The sequence below is a fragment of the Anaerotruncus sp. 1XD42-93 genome (assembly GCF_009917605.1).
Lineage (GTDB): Bacteria > Bacillota > Clostridia > Oscillospirales > Ruminococcaceae > Anaerotruncus.
This window is the reverse complement of sequence record NZ_QZEG01000008.1, coordinates 51,479-64,283: the sequence shown is the minus strand read 5'-3', so window position 1 is coordinate 64,283 and position 12,805 is coordinate 51,479. Positions and strand designations below refer to the sequence as shown.

7 protein-coding genes are annotated in these 12,805 nt (G+C 55.9%); 4 read left to right on the top strand and 3 right to left on the bottom strand.

The genetic code is table 11. The features are described 5' to 3' along the window. Positions 1-77: 77 nt before the first annotated feature. The 4 genes from gdhA to D5269_RS05105 all read left to right on the top strand — a co-directional run bounded on the left by gdhA (position 78) and on the right by D5269_RS05105 (position 5,254). Positions 78-1,427, top strand: coding sequence for an NADP-specific glutamate dehydrogenase (gene gdhA, locus D5269_RS05120; RefSeq protein ID WP_016316746.1), 1,350 nt, complete (start codon positions 78-80; stop codon positions 1,425-1,427). Between the two features lie 281 nt (positions 1,428-1,708). After that, positions 1,709-2,755 carry a TAXI family TRAP transporter solute-binding subunit gene (locus tag D5269_RS05115; protein ID WP_120484068.1) on the top strand — a complete coding sequence of 349 codons (1,047 nt, stop codon included), beginning with the start codon at positions 1,709-1,711 and terminating at the stop codon, positions 2,753-2,755. A 29-nt stretch (positions 2,756-2,784) separates the two neighbouring features. Next, a complete protein-coding gene (locus D5269_RS05110; RefSeq protein ID WP_147407926.1) occupies positions 2,785-3,249 on the top strand; it encodes a DUF1850 domain-containing protein in 465 nt (154 codons plus the stop codon). A gap of 22 nt (positions 3,250-3,271) precedes the next feature. Beyond that, entirely contained in the window at positions 3,272-5,254 is a 1,983-nt protein-coding gene (locus tag D5269_RS05105; protein ID WP_016316749.1) for a TRAP transporter permease, read from the top strand. 143 nt (positions 5,255-5,397) lie between these two features. Here the strand turns inward: D5269_RS05105 and D5269_RS05100 are convergent, their stop codons facing one another. The 3 genes from D5269_RS05100 to D5269_RS05090 all read right to left on the bottom strand — a co-directional run bounded on the left by D5269_RS05100 (position 5,398) and on the right by D5269_RS05090 (position 12,668). After that, entirely contained in the window at positions 5,398-6,462 is a 1,065-nt protein-coding gene (locus tag D5269_RS05100) for an NAD(P)H-dependent oxidoreductase (RefSeq protein WP_120484066.1), read from the bottom strand. A gap of 17 nt (positions 6,463-6,479) precedes the next feature. Further along, positions 6,480-7,718, bottom strand: a complete 1,239-nt coding sequence (locus D5269_RS05095) for a lactate dehydrogenase (protein WP_120484065.1) — start codon at positions 7,716-7,718, stop codon at positions 6,480-6,482. A gap of 93 nt (positions 7,719-7,811) precedes the next feature. Beyond that, positions 7,812-12,668, bottom strand: coding sequence for a cytidyltransferase-related domain protein (locus tag D5269_RS05090; RefSeq protein ID WP_120484064.1), 4,857 nt, complete (start codon positions 12,666-12,668; stop codon positions 7,812-7,814). Positions 12,669-12,805: the final 137 nt, after the last annotated feature.

Here is a 12,805-nt window from a genome sequence, read left to right as displayed (position 1 = left end):
TGAAATCAGGTTGAATTATGTAATTTGTGCAATTCTCTATACAGAACGCACAAAGAATATTTGGGAGGCTGATTATCGTGAGCAAGTATGTTGAAAGAGTTCTCGAAGAAGTCAAGAAGAACCATCCGTCTGAGCCCGAATTCCAGCAGACCGTAGAGGAAGTTCTCTCCTCTCTGGCCCCGGTTATCGACAAACATCCGGAGTATGAGAAGGCTGGCCTGCTCGAGCGCATGGTCGAGCCGGAGCGGATCATTTCGTTCCGTGTCACCTGGACCGACGACGCGGGCAAAGTCCAGGTCAACCGTGGATATCGCGTCCAGTTCAACGGCGCAATCGGTCCCTTCAAGGGCGGCCTGCGGTTCCATCCCTCTGTAAACCTCTCGGTTATGAAATTCCTTGCTTTCGAGCAGTCCTTCAAAGACAGCCTGACCACCCTGCCGATGGGCGGCGCAAAGGGCGGTTCCGACTTCGACCCCCGCGGCAAGAGCGATGCGGAAGTCATGCGCTTCTGCCAGGCGTTCATGACCGAGCTGTATCGCCACATCGGTCCGGACGTTGACGTCCCGGCGGGCGACATGGGCGTTGGTGCTCGCGAGATCGGCTATCTGTATGGTCAGTACCGCAGAATCCGCGGCGCATTCGAGAATGGTGTACTTACCGGTAAGGGCCTGTCCTTCGGCGGCAGCTTGGTCCGTCCGGAAGCGACCGGTTACGGCGCTGTCTATTATACCGCTGAGGTCTTCAAGCACGAGGGCGATACCTTCGAGGGCAAAACCTTTGCACTGGCCGGCTTCGGCAACGTTGCATGGGGCGCTGCGAAGAAGATCGCAGAGCTGGGCGGCAAAGCAGTCACCCTGTCCGGCCCGGATGGCTACATCTATGATCCCGACGGCATCACCACCGAGGAGAAGTTCAATTACATGCTCGAGATGCGTGCAAGCGGCCGCGACAAGGTCCAGGATTATGCGGACAAATTCGGCTGCCAGTTCTTCCCGGGCGAGAAGCCTTGGGGCCAGAAGGTTGACGTTATCATGCCCTGCGCAACCCAGAACGACGTCAACATGGAGCAGGCAGAGAAGATCGTTGCCAACGGCATCAAATACTACATCGAAGTTGCCAACATGCCCACCACCAATGATGCTCTGGTCTATCTGATGAGCCAGAAGAACATGATTGTTGCTCCGTCCAAAGCGGTCAACGCAGGCGGTGTTGCGGTTTCCGGTCTCGAGATGTCCCAGAACAGCGGCAGACTTGCATGGGCAGCAGAAGAGGTTGATGAGAAGCTCAAGAGCATCATGAAGAACATCCACGATTCTTCGGTTGCTGCTGCTGAGGAGTTCGGCCTGGGCTATAACCTGGTTGCAGGTGCAAATATTGCCGGCTTCAAGAAGGTTGCTGATGCGATGCTCGCTCAGGGTATCTTCTAAACCAAAACAGATGTAGAATGCCCGATTCAGGGCGGTTGGGGGGATCTGCTCTGGCAGATCCCCTCGCTTGTTTTTTCAGTTTTTTGTAGAAATCTGTAGAAAATGCAGGATTTTTTTCAACTCCTGCATCTGCTTTTCTGAAAATATGAAAAAACTTTTAAAAAGTTATGGAATTAACACAAATTTTGATTGCTATTTTTCCGGTTATCATGTATAATATGATCTGGTGATTCTTACGACAAGAATCATTGAAAAACGCAACTTGATAGGAGGAAATTGAAATGAACAAGAAACTGCTTGGCATCATTGCGATGCTGATGGTGGTGGCGCTGGCGCTGACAGCGTGTGGCGGCTCGTCCGCTCCGGCTTCGTCTGCGGCCCCTGCTGCTTCCAGTGAGGCTCCGGCTTCGTCCGCAGCACCCGCACCCGCACCCTCTGCACCGGCTGCTGGCTCGGTCTCGATGGTTATGGGTACCGGCGGTACAACGGGTACATACTACGCTTACGGCGGTGTGCTCGCAAACATCCTGAACGGCAAGATGTCTACCGCGCAGATCAACGTCCAGTCGACCGGCGCATCCAAGGCAAACATCTTCCTGATCGACGACAAAGAGGCTGACCTCGCGATCGTCCAGAACGACGTTATGGACTATGCGTTCAACGGTTCTGACCTTTTCGCAGAGGATGGCGCTGTCACCAGCTTCTCGAGCGTTGCAGGCCTGTATGCTGAGGTTTGCCAGATCGTTGCAAGCGGCGACATCAAGTCGATTGCAGACCTGAAGGGCAAGAGAGTTTCCGTTGGCGACGCTGGTTCGGGCGTTGAGTTCAACGCACGTCAGATCCTTGAGGCTTATGACATCTCCTTCGACGACATCGAGGTCAACAACCTTGGTTTCGGTGATTCGGCGGATGCGATCAAAGACGGCAAGATCGACGCGTTCTTCTGCACCGCGGGTGCTCCGACCACTGCAATCGTTGAGCTGGCAACCACCAAGGCGATCAACCTGCTTGAGGTTGACGACGAGCATGCTGCCAAGCTGATCGAGTCCTATCCGTTCTACACCAAGTACAGCATTCCCGGCGGCTCCTACGGCGGCGTTGATGCTGATGTCCAGACTGTCGCGGTCAAAGCGACCCTGATCGTTTCCAACGATGCTTCCGAAGATGCGATCTACGAGCTGACCAAAGCGATCTTTGAGAACAAAGACGCGATCACCGAGAGCCACGCGAAGGGCGCAGAGCTTGACACCGCTTATGCGGTTGAGGGCATCTCCGTACCGTTCCACCCCGGCGCTGAGAAGTACTTCAAAGAGGTAGGCGCGCTGTAATCTTTCGGCTCGTTCAAAAAAATAGGAAGGTGACAGCGGCAATAATGCTCATCGTTATTGCCGCTGTCTTTCTTTCAATCTGCCGTAGCGGGTATTATCTGACACTGCGGGACGGGAAAACGGGTGGAATCTATTCCCGATACCGGGTATCGGATGGCGACAGATTTTCGGTGGGTTTCGTCCATTCGGTCAATAAAAGCCCGCTGACCGATGTGTATGAAATCCGTGGTCACAAAATCTATGTGGTGGAAACGATTTATTATGGGTTTGGCGCTGGCGTCCAGACCGAAATTTTAGAAGGACAGACCCTGACTTATGGCGAACATGGGGAGATGATCGTCTCGGGTTTTAACCTTGAGATGCCGCATCTTTCCTACATTGTGGGGACGGTATCCGATCACGTCCTCACGCTGAACGGGCAGGAAATCAGCCTGCGGGAGCTATGCGGCAAAAACAGCACCGTAGCATTTTCCTGCGAATGGAATTTATTTTAGATGCGCAAAGGAGGGACCGGCTTTGTTTGATTCTGATAAGAAAAAAAACGAGATGGAAACCAACGCTGCAGCGCCGGACACTTCGCCTCAGGCGGAGGATGCTTCCACCGGAACGGCGGAAGATGTAGACGCGATTATGAAAAAGTTTGACCGCGAGTCAAACGTGCGTTTTTATGAGGGCGTCCCCAAAAAGATTGTCCGTTATGCGCTTGCTGGCTTTTCACTTTTGATGGTTTATATGAACCTGTTTGCCAACTGGGATGAACGTGTACGCCGTTCTCTGTTTGTGGGAATTGTCATCCTGTTGGTATTCACAGTTTTCCCGATGAAAAAGGGCAACCTCAGACGCAACTATATTCCTTGGTATGATATTCTTCTTGCGGTGCTCGGTGGTGGAAGCTTTTTCTACTATGTCTTTAACTTTGACACCATCATCAAACACGCCACCCGTATCTCTCAAATGGAGATTCTAATTGGTGTGATTGGTATTCTGGTGCTGGTGGAAGCCTGCCGCCGTGTTGTCGGTATCCCGATTTTGATTGTTGCAAGCTGCTTTGTAATCTACGCGTTTGCGTCAGGTAAAACACTCAAAACCGTTATCTACAATCTCTATTATACCACCGGTGGTGTCATCGGTACTCCGATCGGCGTCTGCTCGACTTATATCGTTCTGTTCATCATCTTTGGTGCATTCCTCGAGGCCACCGGTATTTCCGAGTTCTTCATTCAGGCGGCAAACTCGATCGCAGGCGCTTCGACTGGCGGCCCGGCAAAGGTTGCGGTTATCTCGAGCGCCCTCTGCGGCATGGTTTCCGGCAGCTCGGTTGCGAACACGGTTACGACCGGTAGCGTGACCATCCCGCTGATGAAAAAGACCGGTTACCGCGGGGAATTCGCGGGTGCTGTTGAAGCGGCTTCCTCAACGGGAGGACAGATCATGCCGCCGATCATGGGCGCGGCAGCGTTCCTGATGGCGGAAATGGTTGGTGTTCAGTACGGTACGATCGCGGTCAAGGCGATCCTCCCTGCGTTCCTTTACTTTGCGGGTATCTTTATGATGGTTCACCTCGAGGCGAAAAAGCTCGGCCTGAAGGGTCTGGATAAGGAAACCCTGCCGAAGTTCGGCAAGCTGTTCCTCCAGAAGGGGTATCTGCTGCTTCCGCTGATTATCCTCATCGGGATGGTTATGAAGGGATTCACCATGTCCCGCGCAGCGGTCATCGCGACGCTGGTTGCAATCGCGGTCAGCATGATTAACAAGGATACCCGTATGACCCCGTCCGGTTTTGTGGATGCGTTGGAGAGCGGCGGCAAGAGCACCCTTTCGGTTGCGGTTGCGTGCGGCATCGCGGGCATTATCGCGGGCGTCGTCACGATGACTGGTCTGGGCCAGATCCTGATTACAGCGATCGTTTCGGTCGCAGGCGATGTGAAGATCATTGCGCTCTTCCTGACGATGCTCACCTGTATTGTTCTGGGCATGGGTGTTCCGACTACCGCAAACTATATCATCATGGCGACCACCTGCGCACCGATCCTTGTCACCGGTATGGGCATCAACCCGATCTCGGCACATATGTTTGTGTTCTACTTCGGTATCGTTGCAGATATCACCCCGCCGGTTGCGTTGGCAGCTTATGCTGGTTCCGCAATCGCACGCTCCAATCCGATGAAAACCGGTATCAATGCTTCCCGACTGGCGATTGCAGCGTTTATCGTCCCGTACATCTTCGCGCTCAATCCGGCGATGCTGTTCATTGATACCAACGCGATTGGTGTTATCCAGATCATTGTTACTTCGTTGATCGGTATCTTTGCAGTTGCTGCTGGCCTGGAAGGTTTCGTCTTTAAGGATATGCCGATGTGGCAGCGGTTGATTTCCGCGGCCGGCGGACTTTGCCTGATCTATCCGGGTCTTGCTACCGACATCATCGGTCTTGCGGTCATCGCACTGATTTTGGTCCCTCAATATCTCGCTTCTAAAAAAATGACATCTGCGGCTTAATCGCAGCAGTCAAAAAGGCGCGTCCCTGCTCAAAGTCAGGGACGCGCCTCTTTTGTTTTTGCAATAAGGATGCCCAGAGGAAGCCAGATTCGGCGGGACATGTGGCAGAGCCTTTGCTGCGCATATAATGCGGAACGATTCGGTCATTGATCGCAAAATGCAGCAAGCTGCTGGGAAAAACATGCGATCCGCTGGTCGATGCCGGGAAGTTTACAGGCATCCCCGGCATTGTTGGCAGTTTCCAGCATCGAAAAACGGGCAGGCAGATAGAAGGTCTTGTTCATGTTAAGCGCACAGATCAACTGCTTGGCAATGATATCGTTGCCCGAATACCCGGAAACTGCGATCGCAAAAAGCGCTTTGTCGTAGAACCGCACCTGACGGAACAAAGCTGTCAGCCGGTTGATAAATGCGGTGAGGTTGGCGGAAAGCGCGTCGTTATAGTTAGGACAGAGCATGACCAATGCATTGGCCTGCCGGATGGCGGGAAAGACCTCATCCACCATCACGCCGCCGTAAAAACATCCACCCTGCTCGCCAAAATGCAGGCACATGGTATAGGGGCAACCGGAGCAGTCGGAAATTTCCCCGTTACGCAGGTTGAACTCGCTGATTTCGCACCGGTCACCAATCTGTTCCCGAACCCGGCGCCAGAGCGCGAGGGTATTGGATGTCTTGTGACTAGAGGCGTGTACTGCAAGCAGCTTTGGACGTTCAAACCGCGGCTGGCTGAAGCCGCAGACCCGCTCGACCAGCTCCCGCGCCGACCGCAGATAGGCACCAAACCGGTCGGTTTCCATCGTGCGGGCAAGGATGGTGAAATTGCCAAGCGAGCCGGTCCCTTCGACCAGCGGCCGTCCCGGGAAGGTACAGCCCGCAAGGTTGGCGGTAAATACCAGCTCGCTCCCGATGGATTTGGTGTAAAGCTCGCTTGCGCCGTCCACCAGGACGCCGCCAACCGACCCCTCCAGACATCCGGGATGCTCCCGCATCCATTGCAGCATGGCAAAGTATTCGAGATTGATGCCGGTTTCCCCCACCATAACCGCAAACAGAATCTTTTTCCCCTTCAGTGGATGAAGCGCAGCGGCTGTCTCGATCGTCGATACGGCAGACCCTTCGAGCGCATAAGCCAACACTTCGGAAAGGCGGCGGGCGGTTTCCGGATGTTCGCATCTCGGGCGGATCAGCACCAGAGGCTGGTTCATTCCGAAACGCCTCCCCGTTAAATCACCGTTGCAAGATGGTCCGCCGCATACTGAATCCGCGCGAACAGTGGGTCAGGAATCGAAGGAAGCAGCTCGGTTTCCAGACCTGTGGCCGTATAGCGGTTTTTGACGCCCATAAAAATGCCGCCCAAAAAGACCGACCCGCAATGCCACTCGCCGCGCAGCATCAGCAGCAGGGAGAGCGCCCCGGAGGAGAGCGCGGGCGCCACATACGGTTTGAAGCCGATCTCCCGCATCTTGAGATTGGCGGTGACAACCAAGTGAGTCAGCTCCTGCGAGAGTGCATCGTCGTAATGCGCAAGCGAATTCGCCACCACGAGCTCCTGACCGTGTGGGCCGAACGACCGTCCTTCGGTAAGGAAACTGGCGAACCGCGGGTCGCGCTTGGCGAAATAGGCGGCGCGGGCGTTCATCACACCCAAGCCAAACCCCTGGATCTGTTCAGGGCGCAGGCCCTGACCGTCAAACTCCCCGGCCTCGTTCTGGTTGCTGGCGAGGTAGGCGGTTTTGGCGAGCGGGTCTACCGGGTCACTCACTGCGGCCCACAGCCCTTTGAATTTCTGCTCCCGGGCCAGCTTGGCGTAATGGGCGACGATCTTCGAGTTGGTCTCGAACTGCGCCATCCGCACATCCTTGACCCCTGATCCGACCGGAGGAATCCCCTTGGATGCGACAAATACAAACAGGTCACAGTCGAACAGCCGGTCCGGGGGGATCACTTCAACTTCGGGCATCGCGTCGTAAGCCCAAGGCAGAGAAATCTGGTTCATCTCAAATTCCCAGCGGGCAGTTGTCTTTTCCGAAAGGTCGCAGATGCCGATCGAGGAGATCACATCCTGCCCGAGCAGCTTCAGTCCGGTTAAAAGGGTGCTTCCCACATCCCCAATCGCAAGGATATTGACCCGTTTTTTCCGTTTGTCCGGCGTGCAGGAGATGAGTGACTCCCACTGTGGGTGCCGGTAGTTGACCGCACGCAGCCTGCCCTCCTGAATCAGGCGTCCGAGCAGCGGGTCCGGGTCGCCGTCCGGCAGGCGGGAGGCATCCAGCCAGCGGATGCCCTCCGGCTGGGCGAGCTGTCCCGGATGCCCAACCGAGAACGAAGCGCGGCAGGACTGCGGGTCAGCCTCAAACAGGAAAACCGCTTTGGGTGCATCCGCAGGCGGTTCTACAGCGGGAAACGGCAGATCATGACGTGCACTGCAAAGCAGATGTCCGTCCATTTTGTAATAAAACATAGTTAATATACGCTCCTTTATGAAAATGTTCCACCTTTCGATCCCGCAGCCTTTCAAAAAATCACCGAAGGGTTTGGGATACAAGGCAGCTCTTCAGATCATCAGCTTGCGGGTACGCATCAGCATTTCGAGGTCGTTTTCGAGATAGACCGATGCCGAAAGGTTGGGGTCATAGGCCATACAGGCGCCTTTGTCCGGGCAGAGCGGCAGAATGACCGCCTCGGAAAGCCGGTTCAAGGTAAGGTTGCGCCCGAACTGTTCGCGGTATTCCGACTCGAGCACCATTAGGATGTCCCGCGAATTCTCAATGCAGCAACGGGAAAACTCGAACGCCGCCAGATGGGAGCAGTCGGAGACAAAGAACGGGGTCGAGTAGGGCAGAATCCGGTTGACCGACGGAAGCAGCCCTGCAACCGGCATATTTTCCCGCCGGACGGTGTCACCGCCGATAAACGGGTAGAGGGTGGATTCCACGAACCAGTATTTCAGATTCGGCACATAGTAGATGCAGTCAACCGGACGGTTGCGCATCGCCATCAAATCACGCCCGCGGCCCGAGAGCACCCCCACCATCAGCATCCTGATGCGGATATCCTCCTTGATAAAGAGCGGGTCGAGCGCCTGCATCCGGTATCCTTCGTGCAGCAGGCTGTCGACCAGGATCACCGGACGGTTGAAGGATTTGATCGTCCGGACCTGGCTCTCGATCGGGGAATAGTAGGGGAATGCTTCGATGCAGTTGTCTATGATATCGGGGGTGTAGACCTTATCGGTATGGAGCGTTTTCGTGACCGTATTTGGCACTACCGTACCGCGCAGAATCTTGCCGAACGGCACACACATATTCTTTCCGAGCCTGCGGGGGAAGGTCTGGGTATTTGAAACCCCGTTGAGTGCGGTAATCTTGTCGACCATCCGGTGGTGGATCATGTCCGCCGAGAGGGAGAGCACCAGACTGCCCGGTTGAATCTGGGTGGTGGCGAGCTGGAGCCGGTAGTGCGCGGCCTTGATGGCGTCCAGCACCCGCCGGTTGGAGCGGAACGGCTCTTTGATGGTGGTTTCAAGGTTCTGGATCAGGACAAGCGGCGCACGCATATCGACCACATAAAGTGGGCTTGGCGCCTTGTCCGAACATGGTGCACAGACAAATCCCTGCCGTTCGAGCATCTCATGGATGAACGAAGGCGAACCGCTTCCGTAGGAGGAAAAGACCGCATAAGTGCAGCCCTCCGCAAGCGAGGTTGCGAGCGCCTCGGTGAGCAGGAGCTGGGGCAGGTCGTAGGCAGTTTCGGTAATCTGGGTATAGATGCCGGTGAGCAGCAGAATCTTCCCAGAGGCGCGGCGGCGGACATAATCCGCGTAATCATCGCGGTGCAAGGAGAAAAACAGATCGGAACTGGTGATCTGCCGCAGGCTGGCATACCCGATGATCTGCCTGCGCTTGCCGAGATGCCGGAGCAGGATCAAGGTATCCCCATTCTCTGAGATGCTCTGGCAGATATGCTCAACCCCTGCCCGGTCGGCCAGAACCGAGCGCTCCAGTTCGGCCAGCAGTTCGGGCTGTGGCTCATCCTCTCGCTGGAACAGAATCTCATCGGTATGGATCACCGGCTTATACTGCGGTTCACGCAGATAGAGGCTGTTCTGGTAGATGAACTCCTGTACTGCCGGGTCGATCAGGTTGGAGATGTCGCGGTTGAGGTCGATGTTTTCACGGATACGGGTCGAACTGATGTCCTCCAGATGGGGCGGCAGGGTCAGCTCGACCACCTTGCCGGTGATGAGCGAGAGCGCCGCGCGGTCATGCTCTCCCTCGTCGCCCTCCTCGCCGCTGATCCGCCGGAACACGATATGGTTCATCGAATGGATCGAATCCGCAGACGGAGCCGCACGATAGGAGGAGGCGTTGCGCACCACGTCGCTGCCGACCACAATATAAAGCTCCTTGCTGGGGAACATCCCGCGCAGGCGGCGCAGGTCAGCGGGGTTGGCGATGTTGACCGGCACATCATCCGGGAACAGCTGGACATGCAGCTCGTCGGCAACCGACATGCTGACAATCTGCCGCCGGATCAGGTGGGGCTGGGTCTTTTTGGACCAGGAAAACTCGTCTATCGCGAGGTAGACCTCGAACCCGAGGTCGCGGATCGCCCGCACGATTCCCTTATGTGAGAGGGTGAACGGGTCGAAGGTCCCGGGGAAGAAGGCGACTTTCTGCCGCTGCTCGAAGTGAAAGCTGCCGTAGTCGATCCGGTGGAGTGCAATAAACCGGTAGATGTGAGAAAGGGCGGCTGCACGATAGAAGAATGCCAGACCGCCGCCCGGGTTCTCGGTAATCAGAAAGACCAGCTTTTTATAGCAGTGGGAGAACAGGTTGGTTTTTTCCTCGGGGGAAAGGTTGGATGTGCCGAAGATCGACTTGCCGATGACCAGCAGCGCTTCCTGACGCACCGACTCACGATAGTTGGCAAGCCCGTCGAGCAGCAGTCCAAGTAAGTGCTGGCGGCGTGCTTCGAAGGTATGCTCGCTCTGTACAAACCGCTCCTGATAAACCGGGTAGTGCTCGAGCAGGACGCCCAGCGTATTGAGCGAGACCGCAACAATCCAGTCGTTCGAGCTGCCGAGCAGTTCCTCCAGCCGGACGATCAGTTCATCCAGCTCCTTAGGATGCAGATAGAGCGCCAGTTCGCCCAGATAGTTGGGGATGTACTTCGAGAACTCGTATTCGCCGACCTCCAGCCCCTTGGCAAGCTCGACCGCGATCTCGTTGCGCTGGTCGAGCGAGAGCAGCGGCATGACCCGGAGCAGCGCGGAGCCGGCGTCATGCCGGACAACCACCCATTCACTGACTTTGATCAGGTTGGAAAGGTGGGTCGCAATGTGCAGGATATGTTCCCGCTGTCCGTGGGTGAGCTGGTCGAGCAGCACCTCGATGTTGATCGACTTGATAATCCAGGGGGTGGCCGCCTTGAGGTTGTCCAGATAGATGTCACTGAACACATCCTGGCTGTAAAGGACCTCCTCCTGCATACTGGTGCCGAGGCCGAGGCTTTGCAGGGCCTTATACTGCAAAAACAGCATCGGTATATTCTGCTGGCAGTCCAGCCCGCTGATCATCTCCCCGAGCATTCCTATGCAGGGATGTTCCCGGTCGAGCGCCGACGCAAGCTGGGTGAGGAACCGCATTGCCGCAGAGGCCAGGCGGATTTCCCCATCCAGCTTGAGGAAATAGCCTGCAAATGCGATCAGCCGTTCGATCAGTTCCGGGCTGCAAAGGGTATGCGGAAGATAAAGCATGGTATCGAGCAGCGCAAAGGCGGACCCGTCATCGTACCGCTCCGGATTGTTGTAATACCGGGTAAACCGCCCCAGAAAGACCGGTGCGTCATCCTCCCGGCAGGTGTCCAGCGCGGACCCGACAATAATCTTGACCGTATAGCCGATCCGGCTTTTTTGCTGGGCAGTGATCTTGTGGTCGGGGAAGATCAGCATTTCAAGGTATTTTTCCCAGAGGCTGAATGGGGTCTGTTCCGTGGGGTCGATCACTGCATCCTTGGGAAGCTCCTTTCGATACCCCATCCGGAACTGTGCGATAATCATGCCCATCAGCCCTGCGGCCTGACGCCGGATATCCCCCTCGCGGTGCATGAGCAGTTCGTACAGGAAGGAGAGCGCCTGCGTTTTCTGGTGAGGGCTGAGATAGGTGGAATACTCTTCGAAGATATCCAGATAGGCGCGCAGGCGTTCCCAGTTTTTCTCGCTGCGGGCCGCTTCGAGGATGTTGCCAAACTGACGGTTGCTGCTCAGGTTGTGCATCAGGCCCAGGTTGTGCTCAACCGAAAGCAGTACCAGCTTGTCGATCGTCTCGTCCGCATCCATCAGCGAGACGTTTTTCTGGGGAGGCGGCGAGAGCGGCCGGCCGGCTAGGTCAAAGTCCACCCCCAGCTGGCGCAGATAGTTTTCAAAGTCGTGCAGCTTGTCATAGACAAACCGATAACGGCGGCGCTTGGCCTCGTCCACATTGTCCAGTTTGTCCAGAATTACCTGGAAGGAAGCATCCAGATCATAGATCGTCGTGATCTCCCGGCCTTCGCTGTCCCGGCTCTGCTTGACCCGGAAGTCTGCATAGATCAGCGCCAGAGATTCGGCCGACAGGTTTTCGATCTCGAGGTCCCAGGTCGAATGGTTGGCGGCGATATGGCCGATCGTGGGGATGTCATGCGCAAGGAACCAGCGGTCGGTGTAATAGTAGTGCAGATAGGGTACCCGCTCCCCCGGCTTGCAGCCAAATTTCCCGAGATCGTGCCCCGCAGCAGCGCCCGAGACCAGTGCAAGGTCTACCGGTATGCCCGCCTCATGCAGCCCATAGGCAACTGTCATGGCGACATGGTGCACCCCGACCACATGTTCCATCAGGCAGAACGGGGTCACCTCCCGGGCGATCCGCAGAAGCTCATAGACATACTCCTCCCGGAAGATTTTCAACAGGCGCCGGTAATCCTGTGCATGGTCGCATCCGGTGAGATCCTCCTCGGGGACAAACCGGAAATCGTACAGACAGTCAAACGGCAGGGCCTGTTTTTCGTAGGCAAAAAGCACCTGCAAAAGCTGAAGCAGGAAGCGGGCGCCGTCGTTGTGTTTTTTGGCACGCGCAGCAAATTCCGCATCCGGAAACATCAGGTTGCGGGCAAACAGGAAGGTAAACTCGAGCCATCCTTCCTCCGGCTCCGGGGAGAGCCGGTTCAGCAGATCGACAACAAGGCTGGCAACCTTCCCGCAGTTCAAGCGTTCCTGGATCGGCAGAATCTGTCCCAGCAGGGTGGGCCAGTCGGCATCGTGCATTAGGGCGGTCATCGCCTTTTTGGTTATCGAGAGCCGCTGCAGGAACTCGCGTCCACACATCGCCTGGGAAAGATCGAGCGCTGCCTGTCGGATCAATTTCTTGGACATAGGGTTTCCTCCATCTCCTTACCGGGCCTGGGGGATGCCCGGCAAAATTTCAGTTGATCTTACAGTCATATTATGCACCCATTTACAAGGTTTGGCAAGGGATTTGCAGGGCAGAATTGCCGCTTTGAAGGATTTTT

Bases quoted from the DNA above. Each gene is read 5' to 3' on its own strand.
- D5269_RS05115 (WP_120484068.1), top strand. From the start codon at position 1,709: ATGAACAAGAAACTGCTTGGCATCATTGCGATGCTGATGGTGGTGGCG.
- D5269_RS05100 (WP_120484066.1), bottom strand. From the start codon at position 6,462: ATGAACCAGCCTCTGGTGCTGATCCGCCCGAGATGCGAACATCCGGAA.
- D5269_RS05090 (WP_120484064.1), bottom strand. From the start codon at position 12,668: ATGTCCAAGAAATTGATCCGACAGGCAGCGCTCGATCTTTCCCAGGCG.
- D5269_RS05095 (WP_120484065.1), bottom strand. From the start codon at position 7,718: ATGTTTTATTACAAAATGGACGGACATCTGCTTTGCAGTGCACGTCAT.